The 26,321-nt window shown below is 61.4% G+C and carries 28 protein-coding genes and 1 other RNA gene; 9 read left to right on the forward strand and 20 right to left on the reverse strand.

Annotation, left to right across the window (positions count from 1 at the left end; all coding sequences use genetic code 11):
* Positions 1 to 17: 17 nt before the first annotated feature.
* From pnp to recR, 12 genes are all read right to left on the reverse strand, one after another.
* Positions 18 to 2,156: a polyribonucleotide nucleotidyltransferase gene (pnp, locus tag RTCIAT899_RS00565; protein ID WP_041677755.1), complete on the reverse strand. Its 2,139-nt coding sequence runs from the start codon at positions 2,154 to 2,156 to the stop codon at positions 18 to 20.
* 325 nt (positions 2,157 to 2,481) lie between these two features.
* Positions 2,482 to 2,751 carry a 30S ribosomal protein S15 gene (gene rpsO / locus RTCIAT899_RS00570; protein WP_015338271.1) on the reverse strand — a complete coding sequence of 90 codons (270 nt, stop codon included), beginning with the start codon at positions 2,749 to 2,751 and terminating at the stop codon, positions 2,482 to 2,484.
* A gap of 152 nt (positions 2,752 to 2,903) precedes the next feature.
* The gene (locus RTCIAT899_RS00575; protein WP_041677756.1) at positions 2,904 to 3,755 is read right to left on the reverse strand and encodes an alpha/beta fold hydrolase; all 852 of its coding nucleotides are present in this window, start codon (positions 3,753 to 3,755) and stop codon (positions 2,904 to 2,906) included.
* Positions 3,756 to 3,847: 92 nt separating this feature from the next.
* Complete coding sequence (gene truB / locus RTCIAT899_RS00580) at positions 3,848 to 4,780, reverse strand: tRNA pseudouridine(55) synthase TruB (RefSeq protein WP_015338273.1); 933 nt, start codon at positions 4,778 to 4,780, stop codon at positions 3,848 to 3,850.
* Positions 4,781 to 4,792: 12 nt separating this feature from the next.
* Positions 4,793 to 5,200, reverse strand: coding sequence for a 30S ribosome-binding factor RbfA (rbfA, locus tag RTCIAT899_RS00585; protein WP_041677147.1), 408 nt, complete (start codon positions 5,198 to 5,200; stop codon positions 4,793 to 4,795).
* Between the two features lie 69 nt (positions 5,201 to 5,269).
* Positions 5,270 to 5,878 (reverse strand): hypothetical protein, encoded by a 609-nt coding sequence (locus tag RTCIAT899_RS00590; protein WP_015338275.1) that lies wholly within the window; start codon positions 5,876 to 5,878, stop codon positions 5,270 to 5,272.
* An 89-nt stretch (positions 5,879 to 5,967) separates the two neighbouring features.
* Positions 5,968 to 8,685 carry a translation initiation factor IF-2 gene (gene infB, locus RTCIAT899_RS00595; RefSeq protein WP_015338276.1) on the reverse strand — a complete coding sequence of 906 codons (2,718 nt, stop codon included), beginning with the start codon at positions 8,683 to 8,685 and terminating at the stop codon, positions 5,968 to 5,970.
* Between the two features lie 101 nt (positions 8,686 to 8,786).
* Positions 8,787 to 9,479 (reverse strand): RNA-binding protein, encoded by a 693-nt coding sequence (locus tag RTCIAT899_RS00600; RefSeq protein WP_015338277.1) that lies wholly within the window; start codon positions 9,477 to 9,479, stop codon positions 8,787 to 8,789.
* Complete coding sequence (gene nusA / locus RTCIAT899_RS00605) at positions 9,476 to 11,080, reverse strand: transcription termination factor NusA (RefSeq protein WP_015338278.1); 1,605 nt, start codon at positions 11,078 to 11,080, stop codon at positions 9,476 to 9,478. The genes RTCIAT899_RS00600 and nusA overlap by 4 nt, the downstream gene beginning before the upstream one ends.
* Before the next feature lie 63 nt (positions 11,081 to 11,143).
* Positions 11,144 to 11,752: a ribosome maturation factor RimP gene (gene rimP, locus RTCIAT899_RS00610; protein WP_015338279.1), complete on the reverse strand. Its 609-nt coding sequence runs from the start codon at positions 11,750 to 11,752 to the stop codon at positions 11,144 to 11,146.
* 158 nt (positions 11,753 to 11,910) lie between these two features.
* A complete protein-coding gene (locus RTCIAT899_RS00615) occupies positions 11,911 to 13,293 on the reverse strand; it encodes a lytic murein transglycosylase (protein ID WP_015338280.1) in 1,383 nt (460 codons plus the stop codon).
* Between the two features lie 95 nt (positions 13,294 to 13,388).
* Complete coding sequence (gene recR / locus RTCIAT899_RS00620) at positions 13,389 to 13,994, reverse strand: recombination mediator RecR (RefSeq protein ID WP_015338281.1); 606 nt, start codon at positions 13,992 to 13,994, stop codon at positions 13,389 to 13,391.
* A gap of 57 nt (positions 13,995 to 14,051) precedes the next feature.
* Here recR and RTCIAT899_RS00625 point away from each other — a divergent pair, with 57 nt between their 5' ends.
* A complete protein-coding gene (locus RTCIAT899_RS00625; RefSeq protein ID WP_015338282.1) occupies positions 14,052 to 14,675 on the forward strand; it encodes an MOSC domain-containing protein in 624 nt (207 codons plus the stop codon).
* A gap of 2 nt (positions 14,676 to 14,677) precedes the next feature.
* On the opposite strand, the gene RTCIAT899_RS00630 is transcribed toward RTCIAT899_RS00625, so the two are convergent.
* Together RTCIAT899_RS00630 and RTCIAT899_RS00635 are read right to left on the reverse strand one after the other, a co-directional pair.
* On the reverse strand, positions 14,678 to 15,289 hold the full coding sequence (locus RTCIAT899_RS00630) for a LysE family translocator (RefSeq protein WP_015338283.1): 612 nt from the start codon (positions 15,287 to 15,289) through the stop codon (positions 14,678 to 14,680).
* Positions 15,290 to 15,382: 93 nt separating this feature from the next.
* Complete coding sequence (locus tag RTCIAT899_RS00635) at positions 15,383 to 15,919, reverse strand: RBBP9/YdeN family alpha/beta hydrolase (protein ID WP_015338284.1); 537 nt, start codon at positions 15,917 to 15,919, stop codon at positions 15,383 to 15,385.
* A gap of 113 nt (positions 15,920 to 16,032) precedes the next feature.
* Between RTCIAT899_RS00635 and RTCIAT899_RS00640 the strand changes: the two genes are divergently transcribed.
* On the forward strand, positions 16,033 to 16,509 hold the full coding sequence (locus tag RTCIAT899_RS00640) for an Lrp/AsnC family transcriptional regulator (protein WP_015338285.1): 477 nt from the start codon (positions 16,033 to 16,035) through the stop codon (positions 16,507 to 16,509).
* Positions 16,510 to 16,524: 15 nt separating this feature from the next.
* Here the strand turns inward: RTCIAT899_RS00640 and RTCIAT899_RS00645 are convergent, their stop codons facing one another.
* From RTCIAT899_RS00645 to ffs, 3 genes are all read right to left on the reverse strand, one after another.
* Positions 16,525 to 16,848, reverse strand: coding sequence for a YbaB/EbfC family nucleoid-associated protein (locus tag RTCIAT899_RS00645; protein ID WP_015338286.1), 324 nt, complete (start codon positions 16,846 to 16,848; stop codon positions 16,525 to 16,527).
* 106 nt (positions 16,849 to 16,954) lie between these two features.
* Positions 16,955 to 18,829, reverse strand: a complete 1,875-nt coding sequence (locus RTCIAT899_RS00650) for a DNA polymerase III subunit gamma/tau (protein ID WP_015338287.1) — start codon at positions 18,827 to 18,829, stop codon at positions 16,955 to 16,957.
* 45 nt (positions 18,830 to 18,874) lie between these two features.
* Positions 18,875 to 18,972: signal recognition particle sRNA small type (gene ffs, locus RTCIAT899_RS31795), an RNA gene on the reverse strand.
* Between the two features lie 91 nt (positions 18,973 to 19,063).
* Here ffs and RTCIAT899_RS00655 point away from each other — a divergent pair.
* The 6 genes from RTCIAT899_RS00655 (at position 19,064) to RTCIAT899_RS00680 (ending at position 22,721) form a co-directional block, all read left to right on the forward strand.
* A complete protein-coding gene (locus RTCIAT899_RS00655; protein WP_081598397.1) occupies positions 19,064 to 19,474 on the forward strand; it encodes an HIT family protein in 411 nt (136 codons plus the stop codon).
* Entirely contained in the window at positions 19,471 to 20,430 is a 960-nt protein-coding gene (gene nudC / locus RTCIAT899_RS00660; RefSeq protein ID WP_015338289.1) for an NAD(+) diphosphatase, read from the forward strand. The genes RTCIAT899_RS00655 and nudC overlap by 4 nt, the downstream gene beginning before the upstream one ends.
* Before the next feature lie 11 nt (positions 20,431 to 20,441).
* Positions 20,442 to 21,128: a helix-turn-helix transcriptional regulator gene (locus RTCIAT899_RS00665; protein ID WP_015338290.1), complete on the forward strand. Its 687-nt coding sequence runs from the start codon at positions 20,442 to 20,444 to the stop codon at positions 21,126 to 21,128.
* Between the two features lie 82 nt (positions 21,129 to 21,210).
* On the forward strand, positions 21,211 to 21,438 hold the full coding sequence (locus RTCIAT899_RS33655; RefSeq protein WP_015338291.1) for a hypothetical protein: 228 nt from the start codon (positions 21,211 to 21,213) through the stop codon (positions 21,436 to 21,438).
* A gap of 221 nt (positions 21,439 to 21,659) precedes the next feature.
* On the forward strand, positions 21,660 to 22,028 hold the full coding sequence (locus RTCIAT899_RS00675; protein ID WP_015338292.1) for a VOC family protein: 369 nt from the start codon (positions 21,660 to 21,662) through the stop codon (positions 22,026 to 22,028).
* 294 nt (positions 22,029 to 22,322) lie between these two features.
* Positions 22,323 to 22,721, forward strand: coding sequence for a VOC family protein (locus RTCIAT899_RS00680; RefSeq protein WP_015338293.1), 399 nt, complete (start codon positions 22,323 to 22,325; stop codon positions 22,719 to 22,721).
* Between the two features lie 7 nt (positions 22,722 to 22,728).
* Here the strand turns inward: RTCIAT899_RS00680 and RTCIAT899_RS00685 are convergent, their stop codons facing one another.
* Together RTCIAT899_RS00685 and RTCIAT899_RS00690 are read right to left on the reverse strand one after the other, a co-directional pair.
* The gene (locus tag RTCIAT899_RS00685) at positions 22,729 to 23,583 is read right to left on the reverse strand and encodes a prephenate dehydratase (RefSeq protein ID WP_015338294.1); all 855 of its coding nucleotides are present in this window, start codon (positions 23,581 to 23,583) and stop codon (positions 22,729 to 22,731) included.
* A gap of 25 nt (positions 23,584 to 23,608) precedes the next feature.
* Entirely contained in the window at positions 23,609 to 24,364 is a 756-nt protein-coding gene (locus RTCIAT899_RS00690) for a 3-deoxy-manno-octulosonate cytidylyltransferase (protein WP_015338295.1), read from the reverse strand.
* Between the two features lie 151 nt (positions 24,365 to 24,515).
* Here RTCIAT899_RS00690 and RTCIAT899_RS00695 point away from each other — a divergent pair, with 151 nt between their 5' ends.
* Positions 24,516 to 25,094: a c-type cytochrome gene (locus tag RTCIAT899_RS00695; RefSeq protein ID WP_015338296.1), complete on the forward strand. Its 579-nt coding sequence runs from the start codon at positions 24,516 to 24,518 to the stop codon at positions 25,092 to 25,094.
* 60 nt (positions 25,095 to 25,154) lie between these two features.
* Here RTCIAT899_RS00695 and RTCIAT899_RS00700 read toward each other — a convergent pair whose 3' ends face one another.
* A complete protein-coding gene (locus tag RTCIAT899_RS00700) occupies positions 25,155 to 26,312 on the reverse strand; it encodes a patatin-like phospholipase family protein (RefSeq protein ID WP_015338297.1) in 1,158 nt (385 codons plus the stop codon).
* Between the last annotated feature and the right edge of the window lie 9 nt (positions 26,313 to 26,321).

Below are 26,321 nucleotides of genomic sequence, written 5' to 3' on the forward strand. Positions count from 1 at the left end.
TTGGATGAAGGCGCAGCTTATTCGGCCGCGTCGTCCTTCTTCTTGTCGGCAGCGATTTCCTGGCCGGTGGCCTGATCGACGACCTTCATGGACAGGCGAACCTTGCCGCGCTCGTCGAAGCCGAGCAGCTTGACCCAGACCTTGTCGCCTTCCTTGACGACGTCCTGCGTCTTGGCAACGCGCTCGGAAGCGAGCTGCGAGATGTGCACGAGGCCGTCGCGGGCGCCGAAGAAGTTGACGAAGGCGCCGAAGTCGGCGGTCTTGACAACAGTACCTTCGTAGATCTGGCCGACTTCCGGCTCGGCGACGATCGAGTGGATCCACTTGCGGGCCGCTTCGATTTCCTTGCCGGAGGACGAGGCGATCTTGACGGTGCCGTCGTCTTCGATGTTGATCTTTGCGCCGGTCTTTTCGACGATTTCGCGGATGACCTTGCCGCCGGAGCCGATGACTTCGCGGATCTTGTCGACCGGGATGTTCATGACTTCGATGCGCGGAGCGAATTCGCCGAGCTGGCCGCGGCTCTCGGTGATGGCCTTGGACATTTCGCCGAGGATGTGGGCACGACCGCCCTGTGCCTGGCCGAGAGCGACCTTCATGATCTCTTCGGTGATGCCGGCGATCTTGATGTCCATCTGCAGCGAGGTAATGCCGTCGGCGGTGCCGGCGACCTTGAAGTCCATGTCGCCGAGGTGATCTTCGTCACCGAGAATGTCGGAGAGAACGGCGAAGCGATCGCCTTCCAGGATCAGACCCATGGCGATGCCGGCAACCGGCTTCGCCAGCGGCACGCCGGCATCCATCAGAGCGAGCGAGGTGCCGCAAACCGTTGCCATCGAGGACGAGCCGTTGGACTCGGTGATCTCGGAAACGACGCGCAGCGTGTAGGGGAACTGTTCCGCCGACGGCAGCATCGGGCGGATAGCGCGCCATGCGAGCTTGCCGTGACCGATTTCGCGACGACCCGGGGAACCCATGCGGCCGGTTTCGCCAACCGAGTAGGGAGGGAAGTTGTAATGGAGCAGGAAGCGCTCCTTGTACATGCCGGTCAGGCTGTCGACATACTGTTCGTCTTCGCCGGTGCCGAGCGTGGCGACGACGATTGCCTGCGTTTCACCGCGGGTAAACAGCGCCGAACCGTGCGTGCGCGGCAGCAGGCCGACTTCTGAAACGATCGGGCGAACGGTCGACAGGTCGCGGCCGTCGATGCGGCTCGACGTGTCGAGGATGTTCCAGCGAACGATCTTCGCCTGCAGGTGCTTGAAGATGGCGCCGACTTCTTCGGCGGTGTACTTGGCTTCGCCTTCCTCCGGCAGGAAGTGTGCCTTCACCTTCGCCTTGACGGCGTCGACGGCAGCGTAGCGATCGGCCTTCTGAGTGATCTTGTAGGCGTTGCGCAGTTCGGCTTCAGCGAGACCGAGCATTTCCTTCTCGAGCTCGGAATAATCTTCCGGCTGGAAGTCGCGCGGTTCCTTGGCGGCGACTTCGGCGAGCTTGATGATCGCGTCGATGACGGGCTGGAAGCCACGATGACCGAACATGACGGCGCCGAGCATGACGTCCTCAGGCAGTTCCTTGGCTTCGGATTCAACCATCAGAACGGCGTCCTGCGTCCCGGCGACGACGAGGTCGAGGCTCGATTCGTCCATCTCGTCGAGATGCGGGTTGAGCACGTATTCGCCATTGATGTAGCCGACGCGAGCGCCGCCGACCGGGCCCATGAAGGGAACGCCCGAGAGCGTCAGGGCAGCCGAGGTTGCGACCATCGACAGGATGTCCGGATTGTTTTCGAGGTCATGCTGGATGACCGTGACGACGACCTGCGTGTCGTTCTTGTAGCCTTCCGGGAAGAGCGGGCGGATCGGGCGGTCGATCAGGCGCGAAACGAGCGTTTCGTTTTCGCTCGGACGACCCTCGCGCTTGAAGTAGCCACCGGGGATCTTGCCGGCTGCGTAGGTCTTTTCCTGGTAGTTGACGGTGAGCGGGAAGAAGTCCTGACCCGGCTTCGGCGCCTTGGCGGAAACGACGGTCGCAAGCACCACGGTCTCGCCGTAGGTGGCGACAACGGCGCCGTCAGCCTGACGGGCGATCTTGCCGGTTTCGAGCTTCAGCGGGCGGCCTGCCCACTCGATTTCGACGGTATGGATATCGAACATATCTTGTCCTTGCATGATGCGGGAAAAGGCGCCGTCGCCGACGAATTCGGCAGGGCACATCTTCGACCGCACGAAGTGTGACGCATCACGGGCAAGACAACGAGAGGCTTTCTAAATCAGGCCGAAGCGCTAGGCTTCGGCTGAAAGCATCCGGCAATCCTGCCCCATGACAGGTCAACGGTTGTTGTTGGCAGCACCGGCCCATCCGGCCTGCCGGCAGTTTCGCGTCGCACCGGCATAAGGCGCGAGGGAAACTGGTCTCAAGGGTTCATACCCTTCATAAGCATCCGGCGGACGTTCAGGTGAACGCCCGCCGGAAATTCCGTTAGCGGCGGATACCGAGGCTGGTGATCAGCTTGGTATAACGGCCTTCGTCCTTCTTCTTGAGGTAGTCAAGAAGCGAGCGCCGGCTGGAAACCATCGTCAGGAGGCCACGACGGGAGTGGTTGTCCTTCTTGTGGTCCTTGAAGTGTTCCGTGAGGTTGTTGATGCGCTCGGTCAGGATCGCAACCTGGACTTCCGGAGAACCGGTGTCGCCTTCGACGGTAGCGTATTCCTTGATCAGCGCAGCCTTGCGCTCAGCAGTGATCGACATCAGATGGTCCTTTCTATGAGAGGAGATTGAAGTCGCCAAACGCCGGGATGTCGTCCAGCATTGGCCGCGAATGCAATCAGGCATGCCTGATGCTGGCGCTGCCTATAAACCAATTGAGCGCCAATTGAAAGAGGGTTCTCCCTGGGCGCCTTTTAGCGCCCCGCCATGGCGTCCCGGATCATGGCATTGTAGCCTTCGGGATCCTGCAGCATGGCGAAATGGCTGGCATCCTTCAGAATGACAAGTTTGGCGCCCGGGATCTCCTTCGCCATCATCTCGGTATGGTCCAGCTTCACCGCTTCGTCATGGTCGCCGATGGCAAGCGTCACGGGCACCGTGATCTTTCCAAGGTCGGCTGCGGTCCATGCCGGCTGCGTCGCCCACATCTGCGAGATCTGGTTGACGAAAGCCTCATATTCGTTCGGGGTCGGCGACAGCTTTTTGTAGTATTCGCCGGCGACGTTAATGTAATCGTTGAAAGTCTTGTTGCTCATGACGTCGGGCTTCACGCCGTCGGTCGTGACATTGGCGGCTTGCGCGATCACGCGCGTCAGCTTTTCGGGATATTTCATCGCCATATCGATGCCGATGATGCCGCCGTCAGACCATCCGACCAACGTCACCTTGCCGACCTTCAGATAGTCGAGCAGCGCGACATAATCCGAAGTCATCAGATCGTAGCCGAAGGGTTTCTCGCTGCGCGTCGAACGGCCATGCCCGCGGCTGTCGGCGACGATGACGAGATGATCTCTCGCGAAATCGGCGACCTGAGCGCCCCAGACGTCGGCATTCCCGAGGCCGCCATGGATGAAGAGAATCGGGTCGCCCGCGCCATATTCGGCATAATACATCTTGATGTCGTTGACATCGGCCATGCCGCTCGCCTTCGGCTGCGGCATTGGCGGAAATGGCGGCAGACCGGCCCACCGCTCGGCGGATTGGGCGTTCGTAACTGTCAGGAACAGGGAAAGGAATGCAAGTATTCCGAATGCAACTCTGCGCATGTTTGCCCCCTTTGGACGGGCCATGATGGCCCGTCGGGGAACATATCGCATCGCCATTGCCCGCAATAGCCGCTATTTCCGGTTGATTGAGGTCAGCCGAACACGCGCTTGGGGCGGAATTCGCCCTGGCCGATCTCGCCGATGGCGATCAGCTTGCCGCGGGCCGTGGCATAGGCCTCGGTCTCGGCAACCGGCGCATCGCGACCGCGCACCAGGATCGGGTTGCCCATCTTCAGGCGGTGCGCCTGGTCGTCGCTGATGATGAGATGCGGCAGCGAAGACAGCGCTTCCGCCGTATCGATCAGTAGTGCGTCGAGGGCTGCGAGCCGCTCGTCCGCATCCTCGATCTCCTCCAGCGCCACGAGATCGGCAAGCGGCACCATCGCCTCCTCGGCAAAGGGCGCGACGAAGCTGCGGCGCAGGCCGGAAATATGGCCGTAGCAGCCGAGATCGCGGCCGAAATCGCGGGCGAGAGCGCGCACATAGGTGCCCTTGCCGCATTCGACTTCGAAATGCGCCGTATTGGCATCCGGGCAGGCAAGCAGCGTCAGGCGGAAAATCTCGACTTCGCGCGAGGGGATCTCGACCGTCTCGCCTTCGCGGGCGAGGTCATAGGCGCGCTCGCCTGATATTTTGATGGCGGAGAACTGCGGCGGAATCTGGTTGATGACGCCGGTATAGTTCGGCAGCAGCGCGCGAATATCCTCTTCGCTCGGACGCTTGTCGGAGGTGGCGGTTACTGCGCCCTCCAGGTCGTCGGAAGCGCGTTCCTCGCCCCAGGTCACGGTGAATTCATAGATCTTGCGGCCATCCATGACGTAGGGAACCGTCTTCGTGGCGTCGCCGAGCGCGATTGGTAACATGCCGGAGGCGAGCGGATCGAGCGTGCCGGCATGGCCGGCCTTCTGGGCCTTGAACAGCCACTTGATCTTGGAAACGGCTTCGGTCGAGCCAAAATCAATCGGCTTGTCGAGGATGAGCCAGCCCGAAATCGGACGGCCCTTGGGCTTGCGTGGCTTGGACATTCTCTGTCTCTGTTATTGATCTTGGTCGTTGTCGTCGTCGAGATCGCGGCTGACCTCGGGCGAGCGCAGAAGCGCGTCGATCTTCTTGTAATTGTCGAAGCTCGTATCGTTGCGGAAGCGAACTTCCGGCATGTACTTCATCTGGCGCAGTTGCGGGCCGAGGCGGCCGCGGATGTATTTCGCATGGCGGTTCAGCGCTTCGATGACGGCGCCGTGGTCGGAAACGCCGAGCGGCGTCACGAAGGCCGTCGCGATCTTCAGATCGGGCGACATGCGTACTTCGGAAATGGAGATCACGGTGCGCTCGATCAGGTCGTCGCGCACTTCGCCGCGCTGCAGAACCTGCGTGATCGCTGAGCGCACCTGCTCGCCGACGCGAAGCATGCGCTGCGACGGCGCGGAGGAAGTTGGTTTGGTCATGGTTGTTCCGTTAGCAGCGTCCCATTGGACGCGATAAAGGGGGTCAAATGACTCGATCCGGGCCAAAGGTCAAGGCTGGACAGGGTTTGCGGCCTGCCAGAAGCCGAGAATCCTTGCGAAAGCGGCATCCTGCGCCCGCTGATCGGAAAAGGCGGAGGCAGGAATATAGGTAACGAAGGATTCGAGATCGAACTCGATCCGCCCCTCGGCGCGGCTGATATTGATGATTTCGCTCCAGCCGAACCAGATCCTGGTATCCGTCGACGCCCAGGACGCACCCTGAGCATTGGCCGTCGCGGTGATCCTGACACCGGGGCGAATGCGCGAGCGCATCACCGCCCGTCGCCGCCGCATTGCCCAGCGATAGTAGACCAGAATGAGCGCGTAGATCATGAGGGAAGGCACGAGCCATATAATAGCAAGCTCGGCTTCGTGGATGGAAGGCGATAGTCCGAAGATGGGGACATAGACATAGCGTCTTAGCAAATAGAAGAGAACCGGCAGGCCAACGCCGACGGCGATCGCCGATATGAAGAACCATGCCACCTCGTTCTGGACTTTTTGCGGGCTGCGGCGCGCCACGCGCCTGCCCGCCCTCAGCATTACCGCGACCTGCTCGTCCGGCTGGCGAATGAAGGAAACGGAGATTGAATGTTCGTCCTCAGATCCTATCGTCATATCGGTTGTGCATCCCCGTTCGGTAGCATCCAATGAAAAACCGCCGGTTTTGGCCGGCGGTTTTGATATCTCGCAAATCGAAGGATCGCTTACAGCGTGCGGGTGATGTGCTCGACGCGGAAGCACTCGATCGTGTCGCCGGCGCGGATGTCTTCGTAGTTCTCGAAGGCCATGCCGCATTCCTGGCCGACATTGACTTCCGACACTTCGTCCTTGAAGCGCTTGAGGGTCTTGAGCTTGCCTTCGTGGATGACGACGTTGTCGCGCACCAGGCGGACGCCGACGCCACGCTCGACCTTGCCTTCGGTGACGCGGCAACCCGCGACCTTGCCGACCTTCGTGATGTTGAACACCTCGAGGATCTCGGCATTGCCGAGGAAGGTTTCGCGGCGCTCCGGAGAGAGCAGGCCCGACATCGCCGCCTTCACGTCATCCACCAGGTCGTAGATGATGTTGTAGTAGCGGATCTCGATGCCCTGACGCTCGGCGAACTGACGTGCCTGCGCGTTGGCGCGGACGTTGAAGCCGATGATCGCCGCATTGGAGGCTTCCGCCAGCGAGACGTCCGACTCGGTGATGCCGCCTGCGCCCGAATGGACGATGCGGGCACGAACTTCGTCGGTGCCGAGCTTGTCGAGAGCGCCGGCAATGGCTTCGATCGAGCCCTGCACATCGCCCTTGATGACCAGCGGGAATTCCTTCACGCCGACCGTCTGAAGCTGGGTCATCATCTGCTCGAGCGAACCGCGCTGGCCGGACAGGCGGGCAGCCGCCTTGTCGCGGGTGAGGCGCTGGCGATATTCCGAAATCTCGCGGGCGCGGCTTTCGCTTTCGACGACGGCGAACTTGTCGCCGGCCTGCGGTGCGCCGGAAAGGCCGAGCAGTTCGACCGGCATGGCCGGGCCTGCTTCCTTCACATGCTCACCCTTGTCGTTGACGAGCGCACGAACGCGGCCCCACTGATCGCCGGCAACGACGATCTGGCCGGGACGCAGCGTACCCTTCTGCACGAGCACGGTGGCGACGGAGCCGCGGCCGCGGTCGAGCTGGGCTTCGATAACAGTGCCTTCGGCCGTGCGGTTCGGATTGGCCTTGAGGTCAAGGATTTCCGCCTGCAGCAGGATGGCTTCGAGCAGCTTGTCGAGGTTGGTTCGGTTCTTCGCGGAGACTTCCACGTCGAGCACTTCACCGCCCATCGATTCGACGAAGACTTCGTGCTGCAGCAGTTCCGTGCGGACCTTCTGCGGGTTGGCCTCGTGCTTGTCGATCTTGTTGATCGCCACGATGATCGGAACACCCGCCGCCTTGGCGTGGTTGATCGATTCGATCGTCTGCGGCATCACGCTGTCGTCGGCTGCCACGACCAGGATCGCGATATCGGTCGCCTGGGCACCGCGAGCACGCATCGCCGTGAAGGCGGCGTGGCCGGGGGTGTCGATGAAGGTGATCTTCTGACCGTTCTGCTCGACCTGATAGGCACCGATATGCTGGGTGATGCCACCCGCTTCGCCGGCGACCACGTTCGCATGACGGATGGCGTCAAGCAGCGAGGTCTTGCCGTGGTCGACGTGGCCCATGATGGTAACGACGGGCGGACGGGAAACCAGTTCGCCTTCCTCGTCGGCAACATTGAAGATGCCCTGTTCGACGTCGGATTCCGAAACGCGCTTGACCGTGTGGCCGAATTCGCCGGCGATGAGTTCGGCCAGATCGGCGTCGATGACGTCGCCCGGCTTCATCATCTGACCTTCCTTCATCAGGTACTTGATGACGTCGACGGCGCGTTCGGACATGCGCTGCGACAGTTCCTGAATGGTGATGGTCTCGGGCAGCACGACTTCACGCGAGATCTTCTCGCGCGTTTCCTGCATCTGGCTGCGCCGGAACTTTTCCTGGCGGCGGCGCATGGCCGAAAGTGACCGGCCGCGGGCATTGCCGTCTTCGTCGACATTGGCAGTGGTGACCGTCAACTTGCCGCGGCGGCGCTCGTCCTCGGTCTTCGGACGCGTGGTAACAGGCTTTGCCGGTTCCGGGCGTACGATTTTGCCGCGTGCCGGAGCGCCTCGGGGCGGGCCGCGATCGCTCTCTTCTTCATTGACGCGACGGCGGTTGGCCGGTGCCTCGCCGGCAGGAGCGCCAGGGCGTGCCGGCTGAGGAGCCGCATCCGGACGACGTGCAACGACGGGAGCAGCAGGCGCCTGGACTGCCGGCTTCGGCGCTTCCACCGGTGCGGGTGTCTCGACCTTGGCTTCGGCGGCGCGTGCGGCCTCTTCGGCGGCGCGACGGACAGCTTCAGCCTGTTCGGCGATGCGGCGTGCCTCTTCTTCCTGAGCGCGGCGTGCTTCTTCCTCGGCACGGCGCACGGCGTCGGCAGCGTCGCGAACCTGGGCTTCGGCGAGCGCACGGCGGCGAGCATCCATTTCGCCGGCCGATAGATGGTTCAAGACCACCGGTCGCGACGAACGCTCCTGCTGCGGGCGCTGCTGACTACCCTGGTTGGGCTGTCCCGGCCGCTGTTGCTGGCCACCAGGCTGATGAATGCGCGGAGCCGGCTGCGGCGGGCGCGGCGGCTGCGGCGTCGGTTCGGCGACGCGCGTCACCGAGGGCGCGGCGGTCGCTACCGGCGTGATTGGCTTTTCGTCTTCAGGACGTAGCGGGCGGCGCTTACGGGTCTCAACCACGACCGCCTTGGTGCGACCGCGGCCCATGTCCTGGCGCACGGTGCCCTGGTTTACGCCTGATGGCTTCAGGGTGAGAGTCTTCTTACCTGAAACATTCAGCGTCTTGTCGTCTTGATTGTCGGTCATTCCGTTCCTGTTCCTTCGGACAGGGCACGGAAACGTCCGTCAGACCCTGTCGTTCAATGCATGTACCTTAATGAAGCGTCCGGCAAAGGCCGGTGACCGCGTCATTGTTTTCGCCGGCCAGCGCCGCCCGTTGCCCGGGACTGACCGCCGTTGCGGTACCGTTCGAGCAGGTTTGCGCGCTTCACTACACCCTCACCCGCCTGCCCTGCAAGCGCTGCGGCATGGATAAAAGCATTCTGGCCCATCAGTTCTTCCATCTCCGCTTCCGTAAAGACACGGAAGGAAGGTATTTCCTTTTCGGTTTCCATACCGAGATGCCAGGCTTTTCGTGCCTGGTCGATCTTGCGGACGCCATCGGCGGCGGCGGCGATCGCATGAAACACGGCAATTGCCGAGCCGTTGCGAACGGCGCCATCAACCTTCGATGAACCGCTGACGAACCGGCCCGCCTTGCGAGCCATGTGCATCATCCCGGCCAGTTGCGCCAAGAGAAGGCGGTCGACGACGGCACCGAGATCTGCCGGTGCCGTCACTTCCGCCTTCAAAGCGCGGGAAAACAGTTTCTTCGCCACTGCCTTGTCCACCAGTGCCCGGTCTATCTTAACCCAGCAGCCGCGTCCCGGCAGTTGCCGCTTCAGATCGGGAACGACAGTTCCGTCCGGAGCGGCTACGAAGCGGATCAATTCGTCGGGTGATCCGCTTTCGCGTGTTACGATGCACATGCGGCCATTTGCGTCGTTACCGCCGAGATCATTGTCCTCGGTCGGTGCGCTAGGCCCCTCGGTGATCGTCATGCTTGTTGCTCGGTTTCGTCCTCCGCGACCTCTTCGGTCTCAGCGGCGAGATCGGCTTCGGTGATCCAGCCGGCCAGCAGGCGAGCCTGCACGACCATCTGTTCGGCTTCGACGCGCGAGACTTCGAGCTTGGAGAACAGGCCTTCGAACTTCTTCGTTTCGCCGTTCTTGCGTTCGCTCCAGCCGACGAGGTCGTCGGCGGCGCAGCCAGCGAAGTCCTCGATCGTCTTGATGCCGTCCTCACCGAGGGCGACCATCATCTGTGCGGTCATGCCGTTGATCTCGCGCAGCTCGTCGGAAACGCCGAGCGCCTTGCGCTTCTCGTCCATCTCGGCTTCGAGCTTCTCGAGATATTCGCGGGCGCGGGTCTGGATTTCCTGCGCGGTATCTTCGTCGAAACCGTCGATCGAGGAGATTTCGTCGAGATCTACGTAAGCCAGTTCCTCAACGGCGGCAAAGCCTTCCGAGGCCAGAACCTGACCGACCATTTCGTCGACGTCGAGCGCGTCCATGAAGAGGTTGGTGCGTTCGTTGAATTCCTTCTGACGGCGTTCCGATTCCTCGGCTTCCGTCATGATGTCGATATCCCAGCCGGTCAGCTGCGATGCGAGGCGGACGTTCTGGCCGCGGCGGCCGATGGCAAGCGAAAGCTGCTCGTCCGGCACTACGACTTCGATGCGCTCTGCATCTTCGTCGAGAACGACCTTGGCGACTTCGGCCGGCTGCAGCGCGTTGACGACGAAGTTCGCCGGCTCGCTGGACCAGGGAATGATGTCGATCTTTTCACCCTGCAGTTCACCGACGACGGCCTGAACGCGCGAACCGCGCATACCGACGCAGGCGCCGACCGGATCGATCGACGAGTCGTTCGAGATGACGGCGATCTTGGCGCGCGAACCCGGATCGCGGGCAACCGACTTCACCTGGATGATGCCGTCGTAGATTTCCGGAACTTCCATGGTGAAGAGCTTGACCATGAACTGCGGATGCGTGCGCGACAGGAAGATCTGCGGGCCGCGCTGTTCGCGGCGGACGTCGTAGACATAGGCGCGAACGCGATCGCCGTAGCGGAAGTTTTCGCGCGGGATCATTTCGTCGCGGCGGATGATGCCTTCGCCACGGCCGAGATCGACGATGACGTTGCCGTATTCGACGCGCTTGACCGTGCCGTTGACGATTTCGCCGACGCGATCCTTGAATTCGTCGAACTGGCGGTCACGCTCGGCTTCGCGCACCTTCTGCACGATGACCTGCTTGGCCGACTGGGCGGCGATGCGGCCGAAATCCATCGGCGGCAGCGGATCGGCGATGAAATCGCCAAGGGCTGCGTCCGGATTGCGGTCGCGGGCCAGCTCCAGCGGGATCTGCGTGGAATAGTCCTCGGCCTTCTCGACCACTTCGAGCAGACGCTGCAGGCGGATTTCACCCGTCTTCGGGTTGATGTCGGCGCGGATATTCGATTCCGTGCCGTAACGCGAGCGCGCGGCCTTCTGGATCGCATCCGCCATTGCGGCAAGCACGATCTCGCGGTCGATGACCTTTTCGCGCGCCACTGCATCTGCGATCTGCAGAAGTTCTAGCCGGTTCGCACTGACTGCCATTGTTCTTAGTCTCCGTCTTCCTGCCTTCAGGTTTCCCGTTCCGTCAGGCGGTTCGTTGATCGGTTATTCTTCGTCGTCGTCCGCTTCGTTCTGGTTCGCTGCCTCGGCTTTCGCCAGCTTGTCGGCGCGCAGCGCGTCGCGGATGAGATCGTCCGTCAGGATCAGCTTGGCCTCGGCCAGGGTGCTGAACGGAATGGTTACCTTCTGTTCCTCGCCGCGGGTCGCTTCATCGCGTTCGATCGTGAAGCCATCGGCATCGACGGCGACGATCTTGCCGCGGAAACGCTTGCGGTTATCGACGAGGATCGACGTTTCGCACTTGACGATGTGGCCGATCCAGCGCTGGAAATCCGACTTTCGCACCATCGGGCGGTCGATGCCCGGCGAAGACACTTCGAGATGATACGCCTTATCGATCGGATCTTCCACATCCAGGACCGGAGAAATGGCCGTGGAGACCTCTTCGCAGTCCTCGACGGTCATGGTGCCGTCGTTGCGCTCGGTCATGACCTGCAGCGTCAGGCCGTTCAGATTGAGGAGACGCACGCGCACCAGACGGAAGCCCATGCCCACAAGGACGGGCTCGATGATGGCGGCGACGCGCTGATCAAGGCCGGTTTCGACGATCAGCCGAGGTTCATTGGTATTGTCTGCGTTTGTCACGTCCGACAAGCATTCACTCCGCATTGTTCATGCATTGGGAGATCGCGCTAATAAAAAAGAGCGGGTCCTTGCGGCCCACTCTTCATCACACGATCAAGAATTTGATGCGGATATAAGCCTCTTTCCGGCAAATTGCAAGGCATTCGCGCCGAAAGGCGTTTCCGCAGCTATTTCAGCACGCCAAGCATGGAACTGTCCGGATAGCAGGTGGGCTTCATGCTGCTCTTTTCCTGCCACTGGCCGATCGAGCGCCGGGTCTTATAGCCGGGCAGGCCGTCGGTACCGCCGACATCGTAGCCCTTGCGCTCCAGAGCCTTCTGCATGTTTGCGACGTCGGAGCGCAGCATCTTGCCGACATCGCCCCATTTTTCCTGGAAGGCCCCGCTGCCATTGGCGATGCGGTCGGCTAGATTGCCGATATAGAGGCCGTATAGGTCGGAATTGTTGTATTCCTTGATGGCGTAGAAGTTCGGCGTGACGATGAATTCCGGCCCGTCGCGGCCGGCCGGCACCAGCATCATGCCACTCGCCCGCATTTCGTCGGATGGAAATGACTTGCCGGAAACCCGCTGAATGCCGAGCGAGGCCCATTGCGAAATCGGCTTGGCGAGATCGGGCCCTTCCTGGGCGCAGGAGACATTTTGCGGGATAGTGACTTCATAGCCCCAGCCGCGCCCACGCTGCCAGCCTTTCTGAACCATATAGTTGGCGATGGATGCCAGCGTGTCCGGCACGGAAGTCCAGATGTTGCGATGGCCGTCGCCATCGAAATCGACGGCATATTTCAGATAGTTGGTCGGCATGAATTGCGGCTGGCCGAGCGCGCCGGCCCAGGAGCCCTTGAACTGATCGGGCGTGACGTCGCCATGCTCGAGGATGCGCAGTCCAGCGATCAGCTCGTTGCGGAACATGTCCTTGCGTGTCGACATGAATGCCTTGGTCGCCAGGACCTGTATTGCCGAATTCGGCAGCTTGGCGGCGCCGAAGCCGGTTTCGCGGCCCCAGATGGCCAGCAGGATCGGTCCGGGTACGCCATAGGTCTTCTCGATCCGCTGCAGCACCGGCCCATATTGCGAGGCGAGGCTCCGACCGGTTGCGGCCAGTTTCTGCAGCCGTCCCTCATTGAAATAGGGGGCGGGAGAGGAGAATTCGGCCTGTGTCTGCGCTTGTTGCTTCGGTTTCGGGAAGCCCGGCGGCTCGAGATCGGGCAGATCCCAGTTCAGCGTCACGCCGGCGAAAGCGGCCTGGAAGGTCTTTTCCGAAATTCCGGCCTTTCGCGCCTCCGGCCAGAGATCCTTCTGGATCCAGACCTGAAACTGCGCTTCGACATCGGCTTTCGAGGCGGCGAGCGCGGGGAGGGGAAGGAGGGCGAGGAGGAGGATGAGCAGCCGCAGAATATGTCGGAAGATACCCCCCTCTGTCCCTTTCGGGACATCTCCCCCACGAGTGGGGAGATTGCTGGCGGTGAGTTTCGCGTCACATCGAAGGTCTGAAGTTGCTGCGATTGCAGTATTAAATTGCTTGGCGAAGACGGCGCCACGGGCTACCAATCTCCCCCCTTGTGGGGGAGATGTCACGAAGTGACAGAGGGGGGTATGTACACTCCTCATACGCAGTCCTTTATGTCTTCGCGAAAGTAATCGCCTCAAATCGCCGTCCGCGCCCTCAGCGCCGCCGCAAGCGTGCCCTCGTCGAGATAATCGAGCTCGCCGCCGACAGGCACGCCATGGGCAAGGCGAGTGATCTTGACCTCGAGGCCATCGAGCTGATCGGTTATATAGTGTGCTGTGGTTTGCCCCTCGACCGTCGCATTGACGGCGATGATGATTTCGCGGACACCGCCTTCGCCGACGCGCGCGATCAGCCCGCGAATATTGAGATCGTCAGGCCCGACGCCATCAAGCGGCGACAGAACTCCGCCGAGAACGTGATAGGCGGCGTTCATCGCGCCCGATCGTTCCAGCGCCCATAGGTCGGAGACATCCTCGACGACGATAATGACGGATTGGTCGCGCCGATCGTCGGTGCAGACGGTGCAGGGGTCGACGGTATCGACATTGCCGCAGCGCGAGCAGATCTTCACCTTGTCATAGGCATCGCCCATGGCATGGGACAGTGGCCCGAGCAGCTGGTCCTTTTTCTTGATGAGATACAGCGCCGCGCGGCGCGCCGAGCGCGGCCCGAGGCCCGGCACTTTCGCCAGGAGCTGGATGAGTTTTTCGATTTCGGGGCCGGTGACTCGCTTTGCCATGGGAGGCTTTTAGCTCATATGCTCAAGGAACGGAATCTCGGAAGGAACGGTTGACCGATGAAAATTCTGGCCGTGTGCCGCGGTGCTCCTGAAATGCTGCCGGGCAAGAAAGCGAAGACCGGCATCAACAAGCATGCCGTCAACGGTGCCGTCATGATCGACGAGCTGGGGCTGCTCGGTGACGCCATCTGCAATCGCAAGCATCATGGCGGCCGCGATCAGGCGGTTTATGTCGAAGGTTCGGTGACGCTGAACTGGTGGGCAAGCGAGCTTGGACGATCGCTGGAGCCGGGCACTTTCGGTGAAAATCTCATCATCGAAGGCCTGGACAATCGCGAGATCGCCGTCGGCGATCAATTCATAGCCGGCGATCTTGTTCTGGAAGTAACCTCGGCGCGTATTCCCTGTTCCACCTTCGCAGCGAAGATGGGCGATCCGCAATTCGTCAAGCGCTATATCCGGGCCGGACGCCCCGGCATCTACTGCCGCGTTCTTGCGGGTGGCACGGTGAGTGCTGACATGGCGGTCACCTATCTGCCTTATGCCGGCGCGAGGGTGACGATGCCGGAAATGATGGCGACCTTCGGCAGGCGATTGTCGCCGCAAGATCGGGCGCGCTATCTGGCGGCGCCTATCCATTATAAGCTGCGGGCGTTCATCGAAAGCGACGCAGCGGCCTGAAATCACCGCATGGCAATCGCGACGGCCGCGCCTGCCATGGTGCCGGCGCTGGCCCGATTGGCGATGCGCACAGCCCGGCGGCTCTTGAGGAAGGTTCTGGCTTTGGCCGCCAGCATTGCCCAGGAGAGATCGATGACGACGAGCACCGCAAACATCGTCGCGACCAGCTCGGCCCAGCCCGAAACCGTCACGCCATGCAGATCGATGATCGAGGGCAGCAGCGCCACGTAAAACACCATGATCTTCGGATTGCCCATGGTGACCGTGAAGCCGGCGAGGAAGAGTCGTATGGCCGATTGCTCGTCCGGCAATTCTTCTCCTGCCGTGTCGGAGGAGGCAAACCACATCTTCCAGGCAAGATAGAGGAGATAGGCAACGCCAAGCCATTTGATGACCACGAAGGCGAGATGGAAGGTTTCGGCAATGGTTGCAAGTCCGGCAACGGCGCAGGTGAGCCAGATCGCCTCGCCAAGCCACATGCCGGAGAGGAAGGGCAGCACGTTGCGCGCGCCCTTCGTCAGCACGCGCGCCACCAGTGCCGCGATGTTCGGTCCCGGCGATCCCGCTGCAATGAACAAGGCACCGGCAAAAACAAGCAGCGTCGATAGGCTCATCGCATTCCCTCCGGTCAGGCAGGCCAGACGGTGTCTGGAAGAGGAGGCAGAAATAGCATTCCGGTGCGGCTTTTCCAAATGCCGGATTTATGTTCAGCCAAGCTCGGCGCGAAAACGCCCGAAGATTGCCTTGCCTTCCGGCCAGTCACCCAATCCGGATGCCGCATTGATATGCCCGCGTGGCCCGACATCGACGAAGGCGCTGCCCCAGCTTTCGGCGCTGCGACACGCATGGTCGAAGGGGCCGAACGGATCGTCGGTGCTGGCGACTAGCAGGGACGGAAAGGGCAGCCGCTGCCGTGGCGGATTGGCAAAGCTGCCGGCCTCGGCAAGATAGATTTCGCCCGTAGGGTCGGGCGCGGCCACCAGGAACGCGCCAAGGATCGCCGTCTTCTTCACAGGAGCCCAATGGGCGATCAGCTGGCAGGCAAGGCTGTGCGCAATCAGGATCGGCGGCGTTTTGGAGCGCGAGATTTCCCGTTCGAGCGCGGCAATCCAATCCGAAAGGATCGGTCTGTCCCAGCTCGATGGCTGGAAGCGTCGCATAGCCGGATCGTCCCGTTCCCACAATGTCTGCCAGTGACTTTCACCCGAGCCGCCAAGCCCCGGCAGCGTGATGATATCGCTCATCTCTATCCTTTCTCCATAGTTTCTCATGGAGAAAAACTCGCATGCCGGGATGCCGATTGACATTACAATCCATCGGGTAAAACTTATCCAAGCCGATGAATTGAAGGTGAGCAATGGATACAATCGAAAGAGGCCTGGATCCGACCGATCTATCGATCATCGAAATCCTGCAGCAGGATGGGCGAATCTCGGTATCGGAGCTCGGCCGTCGTGTCGGCCTGTCGCAGCCGGCGGCATCGGAGCGGCTGAAGCGCCTGGAGGAGCGTGGTGTGATTGCCGGCTACCGTGCGATGGTCGATCCCGCCGCCGTCGGGCTCGGCATGATGGCGGTCATCCGTCTCAGAACCACGCATGAGCATATCCGGCCTTATCTGAAGCAATTTTCCGAAATGCCCGAAATTATCGAGGTCCTGAGGCTGACGGGCGAGGATTGCTTCCTGCTCAAGGTTCTCGTGCCGACACCATCAGACCTTGAAACCATCGTCGATTCCATTGCCCGCCATGGCGCAGTGACAACGTCGCTGGTGCTGCGAAACGAACCCATAAAGGTGATCGGCCGCGATCTCATTCGCAAGGCGGCCGCCCGCTGAAAGAAATGTCTCGCCTCAGAACGGCAGCTTGAAGCCGGGCGGGATCGGCAAACCGGCGGTCAATTCGCGCGTCTTTTCGGCTGATATCGCCTCGGCTTTTTCCTGGGCATCCTTGTTGGCAGCGACGATCAGGTCTTCGAGAATCTCGACATCGTCTTCCTTGAAGAGCGAGGGGTCGATCTTGAGGCCTAGCATCAGGCCCTTGCCGTTGACGGTAACGGTGACGAGGCCACCGCCGGCCTTGCCTTCGACGCGAATGTCGGCGATCTCCGACTGCATCTTCTCCATCTTCGCCTGCATTTCCTTCACTTTGCCCATCATGCCCATGATGTCGCGCATCGCCTTTGATCCTTCTTCTGCAAGTCTCTGTTTGAGCGACAGGATATGTCGTCATGGTCGTCAACCGCTTCAAGCCGAAGCGGTTCCGCCTGCACTCATCCTAGCCTTAGAATTCGATGTCGTCGCCGGGTAGAATATCGCCATCGACGGATTCGGCGATTGCCGGCGGAGCAGCGGCTTCATCCTCTTCGTCCGTCTCGGGAGCCCGCACCCGCACGTCGATAATCTTCGCGCCCGGAAATTGTGCCAGGATCGCCGCGACATCGGGGTCTTGCCGCGCATCGGCGACCCGCTGCTTCTGGGCGTTCGCCTCGGCCTCGACAAGCGTCGGCTGGCCTTCCTCGCGGCTGAGGCTGACGATCCAGTGGATGCCGGTCCATTCCTTCAGCTTGACGGCAAGCTCGTTCAGCAGTGTGCCCGGCGCGCCCGGCGTTAAGCTGACATCAAGCCTTCCTGGCTCCAGCTTGACCGGGCGCACGAAGGTGCGCACCAACGCCTTCAGCTTAGGATCGCGCTTCTGGCTGGCAAGTTCGGCAATGTCGGCCATCGAATTGACAGGCACCAGCGGCTTCGGCGCTTCGGCGGGCTTCTGCTCGATGCGTCCGATAGGTTGCGAATCCGGCTGTGTATTCGGCACGGCGCGCAGCATGGCGACCGGTGCGGAAGGCGCGGGGCGTGGCGCCGGCGTTTCGACGGCACGGGCCACGGTGTTGCCCTGATAGGACACAGCGCCGCCACCATTGCCGCCGCTTGAAGAGGGCGACGGACGAGCGCCGCCATTCCCGTCAGAAAATTCGGCAAGCCTGCGCGCGGCATCTTCCGGTGCCGGTAGATGCGCGGCATGCGCGAGCCGGATCAGCACCATTTCGGCGGCGCCGGCGGTGCGCGAGGCGTTCTCCGTCTCGGCAATGCCCTTGAGAAGCATCTGCCAGATGCGGGAAAGTGCGGTAACCGCAACCCCTTGCGCGAATTCCGCCGCTTTCGTGCGCTCGACTTCGCTGAGCGACGGATCGTCGGCGGCATCGGGCACATATTTGAGGCGGGTCACGAGATGGGTGAAATCGGCAAGGTCGGTGAGCACGACGACAGGATTGGCGCCGGCCTCGTACTGGCTGTTGAATTCGGCAAGGGCTGCCGAAACATCGCCTTTGACGACATGGCCGAAGAGATCGACGATGCGGGCGCGGTCGGCAAGCCCGAGCATGGCGCGCACCGCGTCGGCGGCAACGAAGCCGCTGCCATGGGCGATCGCCTGATCAAGCAGCGACAGGCCGTCGCGTGCCGAGCCTTCGGCGGCGCGGGCGATCATGGCGAGTGCTTCCGGCTCGGCCTCGATGCCTTCCTTGCCGGCAATGGTGGTGAACAGCCCGACGAGATCGGAAGCGCTGATGCGGCGCAGATCGAATCGCTGACAGCGCGACAGCACCGTGATTGGAACTTTACGGATTTCCGTCGTGGCGAAGATGAACTTCACATGCTCGGGCGGCTCTTCGAGCGTCTTCAGGAGCCCGTTGAACGCCGCCGTCGACAGCATGTGCACTTCGTCGATGATATAGACCTTGTAGCGAGCCGAGACCGGGCGGTAGCGCACCTGCTCGATGATCTCCCTTATATCGTCGATACCGGTATGCGAGGCGGCGTCCATCTCGATGACGTCGACATGCCGGCCTTCCATGATCGCCTGGCAATGGTCGCCGGGCTCGCGCAGGTCGATGGTGGGCCGATCGATGTCAGCGGTCTTGTAGTTGAGGGCGCGTGCCAAGATGCGGGCGGTCGTGGTCTTGCCGACGCCGCGCACGCCGGTCAGCATATAGGCCTGGGCGATGCGGCCGGTCTCGAACGCGTTGGTCAGCGTTCGAACCATCGGCTCCTGGCCGACCATCAGATCCGTGAAGTACTTGGGTCTGTATTTGCGGGCCAGCACCCGGTAACCGGTGCCGGTCGAAGCGGCATCTTTTGCTTGTCGCTCGGTGTCGCTCATCGCCCTGCTTGTTGCCCGGAAAGCCGGGTCTTGCTTTCGGAAAGGGTGGGAGGCTGGCACGAATGACCCGTGCCGGGCTCGTTAGGGCTGCTTCCTTCCGGACCTGACCCGGTTGGCGAGTGGCTCGTCCACCACCAACCTCCCGGATGCACATATCGGCAATATCGTCATCAAAAGCAAGCCAAGGTCAAAAAAAACTGCTAAACATTTGATAAAACAATGGAGGATGCCCCTTTGAAGGAGTTTACGCTCGACGATCGTCTTGCGAATGACAGCGTTTCCGTCACCATAACTGGCCTTTGCGACGTCAGGCTGATGAAGGATCGCCGCTGGCCGTGGCTCGTGTTGATCCCGCGCCGGCCCGACAAATCGGAAGTTTTCGAGCTGACGCCCCTCGATCGGATCTTGCTGACCTTCGAAACGGATAAGGTCGCAAGCGTCCTGAAGACGGTGACGGGGGCAACAAAAATCAATGTCGGGGCACTTGGAAATATCGTCCGCCAGCTGCATGTTCATGTCATCGCGCGGTTCGAAGGTGATGCCAATTGGCCGGGTCCCGTCTGGGGCTATGGCAAGGCGGAACCCTATTCGGACGAAGACATGAACAGCCTCATAGCCAAGTTGCGGGAAACGCTTTCACAATGAGCCATTCCATCTTTTCCTCGGATGCCCCGCATCCGGAAGCCAGCAGTCTCACCGCTTTTGCGGAAAACCAGCTCAACCGGGATGCCGAGCATCGCGACGAGGAATCGATCAAGCAGGCGCTTGCCAAGGAAGGCACGCACATCCTGGCCTTCGCCCAGGACCGGCTTGTCTTGAAGCATGATGGCCAGGTGCTCGACCCTCTGTTTGCGCGCTACGAGTTGAAGGATCTCGATCCGAATTGGGATGAGGCCGTGTTGCTCGGCTACCGCAAGACCGGCGAGCCTCGGCTTGCCGTGCCCGTACGTGTCAATCCAGACGAGCTTGCCAGCCAGTACAAGCCGGCTGACATGCGCTCGCTGTGGCGCGATCTTCTGCTGGAAGGCGAAATCCTCGGCGAAGCCGCGCAGGGCATGAGCCTCCTCCGCTGGAATGGCGACAATCGCTTCTGCGGTCGGTGCGGCTCGGTCATGGAAAGCCGGATCGGCGGCTACAAGCGGGTTTGCACGGCCTGCGAACACGTGATCTTCCCGCGCACCGATCCGGTCGTCATCATGCTCGGCATCGACGAGGAAAGGAATCGCTGTCTGCTTGGCCGCAGCCATCATTTCGCGCCGGGCATGTATTCCTGTCTCGCCGGTTTCGTCGAACCGGGCGAAACCATCGAGAATGCGGTGCGCCGCGAAACGCTCGAGGAATCCGGTATTCATATCGGCCGCGTACGCTATCACGCCTCGCAGCCCTGGCCGATGCCGCATTCCCTCATGATCGGCTGCTATGCTGAAGCCAAGTCGATGGAAATCCATATGGATGAGGCCGAGCTCGAGGATTGCCGCTGGTTTACGCCGGAAGAGACGCTTGCCATGCTCGACCGCGTCTCGGCATCCGGGAATACCTCTCCGCCCAAGGGCACCATCGCCCATCGCCTGATGCGCGACTGGGTGGAATGGAAGCGCTAGGACTATCCTCCATGGCCCGCTCCGAACGCTTGTTGACGCTGTTGCAGACGCTGCGGCGCTATCGCCGTCCGGTGAGCGGCGCCGTTCTGGCGGAGGAAACCGGCGTCAGCCTGCGCACGCTCTATCGCGATATCGCCAGCCTGCAGTCGCAGGGCGCCATGATCGAGGGCGAACCGGGGATCGGCTATGTCCTGAAGCCCGGCTTCATGCTGCCGCCGATGATGTTCTCGCAGGATGAGATCGAAGCGCTGGTGCTGGGATCGCGATGGGTGGCGCGTGCAACCGACGCCCGCCTGGCGGCGGCCGGAACCGACGCTCTCGCCAAGATCGCTGCCGTTCTGCCTCCGGAGATGCGGGAGGCCATCGATCAGGCCGCCGTGGTCGTCGGCACGCGCCGCATCACCGAAGACAAGGCCGATCTTTCCCTGATGCGCAAGGCGATCCAGACGGAACGCATGGTGCAACTGACTTATGGCGACGTGAACGGCGCCATCTCGACCCGCCGCATCTGGCCCTTCGCGCTCGGCTATTTCGACAATTCCCGTATCATCATGGCCTGGTGTGAGCTGCGCCAGGATTTCCGCCATTTCCGCGCCGACCGCATCGTTGATTTCGCGGTACTCGAGGCGCGCTACCCACGCCGCCGCGTCGCCCTCGCACGAGAATGGCAGGAGCGCGAGGGCCTGGCTCACAATTAATCTCGAAGCGTAACGCTACTGCCAGAAACTGTCAGTAGGGGCGGCTATAATGGGTCCATTCAATCAGGAAGGAGGACCGATCATGGCAGGCAACGTTTCCATCATTTCGCAACATGTGCATCGCGGTGGCATCGAGGCGCTTAAAGGCAAGCATCAGTCATGGCCGGCTCGTCTCTCTGAGGTCGCGCTCGGCTATTTCAGCCGTCGCTGGAATCGCCTTGATATCGAGGAAGTGCCTGATTCCGTGAAGCGGGATCTTGGCTTTCTCGACGGTTGTGAGCCGTATCGAGAGGAAGATCGGATGCGCTGAGGCAGTCGGCGGGAGTTCGTCGTGGCCCTCGCGATAACAACCTTCGCATAATCAAAGATCAGAGCGCAAGACGCTGATCCAAAGGGTGCAATACGCTTTGGAACCGCGTCTCAGCACGCATTCAACCAGGCAATGACACAGTCACTCTCGGCGAACTTTGCTCCGTTCGCCGGTTCCTATCCGCATGCCCTTAAATTCACCCAAACGAGAGGACCATTCAAATGACCAACCCGAACCTCATCATTTTCTACGTCAAGGATCCCAGCGAAAGCACGCCGTTTTACCGCGATCTCTTCGGCCGTGAGCCGGCCTTCGCGTCACCGAACTTCGTGGCCTTCGCGCTCGACAACGGCCTGAGCCTCGGCCTCTGGCGCCGTAGCAGCGTCGAGCCGCAACCCTCCGCCATCGGCAATCGCGGCGAATTGGGTTTCATGGTCGAGGGCGCCGGCGCCGTTGAGCAGCATTACAGGGATTGGAAGGCACGCGGCCTGCCGATCGCGCAGGAGCTGACGACCATGGATTTCGGCCCGACCTTCGTCGTGCTCGATCCCGATGGCCACCGTCTGCGCGTTTGTGAGCCGGATAAATAAGTGTCGCGCGAATGGCTTGCCCCTCACCCTAGCCCTCTCCCCGCTTGCGGGGAGAGGGGACGACCTCAGGCTCTCGCCAAGCCCAATGATGGAAGGTAGGCTGCAGGTGCGTCTATGCCCTTCTCCCCGCAGGCGGGGAGAAGGTGGCCGACAGGCCGGATGAGGGGCTAGCGGCGACTGCCGGAGATCGTTTCATCAAAGTGGTTTGTCATGCAGTCATGCCAATCGTCTAAGTTGACTTCCAACATTTGCAAAAGAAACTGATCGATGTACCCAAACCGACGCGAGGATCAATTGCTCCATCATATTTCGTTCGGTGTCTCCGATATCGAGAAAGCCGCCGCCTTCTACGACGCAGCATTCGCACCGCTCGCCTATGTCAGGGTTTGGGAAGACTTGACCGCCGGCGATCCCGACCAGGCGATCGGATATGGCCCGGCGGGCGGTGGCGACAAGTTCGCCATCAAATTGCGTGGCAAGGAAGCGCGGGCACCCGGCTCCGGTTTTCATTTGGCCTTTGCCGCGCCAAACCGGGAAGCCGTCCTCTCATTTTACGAGGCCGCACTCGCTCATGGTGGCACGGACAACGGGCCGCCAGGCCTCCGGCCGCATTACGGCCCGGATTATTTCGCGGCCTTCGTCATCGATCCGGATGGGCATCGAATCGAGGTCGTAACCAAGGCGTCGCCATAACCGCTTTCTAAAGTTCGCCGCGTGTCGGGTGCCCCTTGTAGACGCCGAGGATCCGGACCTTTTCGGAGAAGAAGCGCAGTTCTTCCAGCGCGCGGCGCACATGCGCATCGGCGGGATGGCCCTCGATATCGGCATAGAATTGCGTTGCGACAAAACGGCCGCCGAGCTGATAGCTTTCAAGCTTCGTCATGTTGATGCCATTGGTGGCGAAGCCGCCGAGCGCCTTGTAGAGCGCGGCGGGAATGTTGCGGACGTTGAAGACGAAAGTGGTGACGATCTTTTCGTCCGCCGCGCTGCGTGCTGCCCAGTCTTCGTCGCGCGACAGGATGACGAAACGCGTCATGTTATTTTCGGTGTCTTCGACATTCTCGGCGATGATCTCCAGCCCGTAGAGATCGGCCGCAAGCCGCGGCGCCAGTGCCGCCATGCTGCGGTCGCCGGTTTCCTTGATCAGCTTGGCAGCCCCCGCCGTATCGCCGGCAATGACCGGTTTCCAGCCATTGGCGCGCACGATGTTGCGGCATTGCCCGAGCGCATGGATATGGCTGTGGACCGTGCGGATCTCTTCCTTCTTGACACCGGGCAGCACCATCAGCTGAAAGCGGATCGGCATGAAATATTCGCCGACGATATGCAGGCGCGATTCCGGCAGCAGATGATGGATGTCGGCGACGCGGCCGGCGATCGTGTTTTCGATCGGGATCATGCCGAGATCGGCATCGCCGTTCTCGATGGCGGTGAGGGCATCCTCGAAGGTCTGGCAGGGCAGCGGCTCCATGGTCGGGAACATGTCACGGCTGGCCATATCGGAATTGGCGCCGTACTCGCCCTGGAAAGAGATCTTGTTGGTCTTGGTAATCATTGGGACTGCCCTTGGGGGAACGCCGTTAGAGAGCGGCGGCGGAGAGGATGCGTCTGGCCTTTTCGAGGTCGGCGGGAGTATCGACACCGAGCGGGACCGTGTCAACGATCTCGACATCGATGCGCATGCCGGCTTCGAGCGCCCGCAGCTGCTCGAGTGATTCGCGCAGTTCCAGCGTCGACGGGCCGAGGCTCACGAATTTCGCGAGTGCAGCACGGCGGTAAGCATAGAGACCGATATGGTGATAGAGCGGCCCCTTGCCGTAGGGCGCTGTTGCACGCGTGAAATACAGCGCGCGCAGGCGATTTTCGGAAATCGGCGAGCCGATGACCTTGACGACGCTCGGCAGGGTCTTTTCCTCCTCGTCCTTGATCTCGACGGTCAGTGTGGCGATGTCGACGGCCGGATTTTCCAGCGGGCGCAGCGAGGCACGGATGGTCTCGGGATCAATGGTGGGCAGGTCGCCCTGCACGTTGACGACGATTTCGGCCCGGCCCTGCGGATCGACGGCCTGCAGCGCCTCGTAGATGCGGTCCGAGCCCGATTGATGGTCGGTGCGCGTCATGACGACCTCGAAGCCGGCATTGGCGACTGCGGCATAGGTATCCTCATGGTCGACGGCGACGACGATGCGACCGATCGCCGCCTCGCGCGCGCGCCTGGCAACCTGTACGATCATCGGCAGACCGCAAATATCCGCGAGCGGCTTGCCCGGCAGGCGCGTGGAGGCCATGCGGGCGGGAATGAGGACCAGCGTCTTGTCTAAATTTGAATCAGTCATTGTTGGGCCTTCTATTCCCGAGGGAAAAGTGTCAAAACGTCTCACGGTGGAGACCGTTTACAGAGTTGCAAGAAACAGCCAAAAGACATAGGTTTCGCGCGAATTCAAGATGGGCCAGCGGAGGATGCTGGCGGCGAGGGGAGCATAGCAGATGAATTCATCCTACGTGAACATGGGTGTCGGGGCGCTTTTGGCCACGCTGTTCGTGTTGAAGTCCGTGTCGCTCGCGTCAGGATTTATTTTCCATTCAGAGGCGCCGGAAAAGCCCGGTTTTACCATCGTCGCGACCGAGGAACCGGCTGCGGGCGGCGACAAGGGCGCGGCTGCCAAGCCGGATACGCCGATCGCTCAGCTTCTGCAGAAGGCTGATGCCAAGGTCGGCGAAACGATCTTCAAGAAGTGTCAGGCCTGTCATTCCGGAGAAAAGGGTGGTCCGAACAAGGTTGGTCCCGATCTCTGGGGTATTGTCGACCGCCCGGTCGCCGAGCACGAGGGCTTCGCCTATTCGTCCGGCATGAAGGATTTTTCCAAGGGCGGTACGGAAAAGTGGACCTATGACCACCTCTATCACTTCCTGGCCGCGCCAAAGAAATTCGTCGCCGGAACGGCAATGGGCTTTGCCGGCCTGCCGAAGGAAGAGGATCGCGCCAACGTGATCGCCTATCTGCGCACGCTTGCCGATACCCAGGTGCCGCTGCCGGACCCGAACGCACCGGCCGCCACGAACTAACACAAGCCACAAACGTGATTGAAAAACGCGGCCGTCAGGCCGCGTTTTTGTGTGGCTCGCTCAGATTGAATGCCGGCGGGAGCGCGTCCGCTGATCGAGGTCGAATACCTTCAACCCGTCCTCGGCGCTTGGCGGTATGCGCCAATCCTCGGCGACCAGCGCCTTGCGGGCATCGCGCAAGCCGGCCTCCCAATGCTCGTGCATGGACAGCGCCGAAAACTCGTAATCCTTCGAATGCGACCGGAATTGCTTGTTGCGGTAGATCAGGTGGATGATGGTGACGCCGTAATCGGAGCAATGCTGCTCCAGCTTCTTGATCTCCGGATCGGCTTTAGCCTCTTCGGGAAGGCGGGCATAGAGCTCCGATATTGCGCGCCGCAGGCGATGGCGTTCCAGAAAGAGATCTGTGTTGAGCCGGGTGCGGCTCGAATAGGTGATGTCCTTGCGCCGCTCCTCGACCTCTTCCAGATCCTGCGGCAGCGGCCCGACGGCGCTGAAGAGATCGACCTGAAAGACGACCGTATCGATATCGGCGCCATTGCGCAGCACGTAGCTGAGCGGTGTGTTCGAGACGAGGCCACCGTCCCAGTAGTGCTCGTTGCCGATCTTGACCGCTGGAAAACCCGGCGGCAACGCGCCGCTCGCCATCACGTGCTCGGGTCCGATCTTGATCTCCTTGTTGTCGAAAAAGGCAAAATTGCCGGTGCGCACATTGACGGCGCCGAGGCTCAAACGCACCGGGCCATGGTTGATTCGGTCGAAATCGACGTGATCGAGCAGCGTCTGGCGCAATTGCTCGGTATCGTAGACACTGGTCGCGCCCGCCGAGCCGCGCGTCTGGAACCATGCCGGGAGCTGCCACGGGGAAAAGAAGCCGGGCACGCCGAAGGTCGATACCCACCAGCTGCTGACCGAGCGATAGAAAGGGTTGGTCTCGCGGCGATCTTCCATCAGTAGATCGACGGGGAGATGCACGGTCACATTGTTCCAAAAGGAGCTCAGCGCCTTGAGCCGTTCGCCGGGCACGTTGCCGGCCATGATCGAGGCATTGATCGCGCCGATCGAGATGCCTGCGATCCAGTCCGGCTCGATATTCTGTTCTCTAAGCGCCTGAAAGGCACCCGCCTGATAGGAGCCGAGCGCGCCGCCGCCTTGGAGCACGAAGACCTTCTGCGCATAGGCTGACGCGGGATTGGTGAGCGGAGCTGCAATATTCATGTGCCATCC

It is taken from the genome of Rhizobium tropici CIAT 899 (genome assembly GCF_000330885.1).
Taxonomy (GTDB): domain Bacteria; phylum Pseudomonadota; class Alphaproteobacteria; order Rhizobiales; family Rhizobiaceae; genus Rhizobium; species Rhizobium tropici.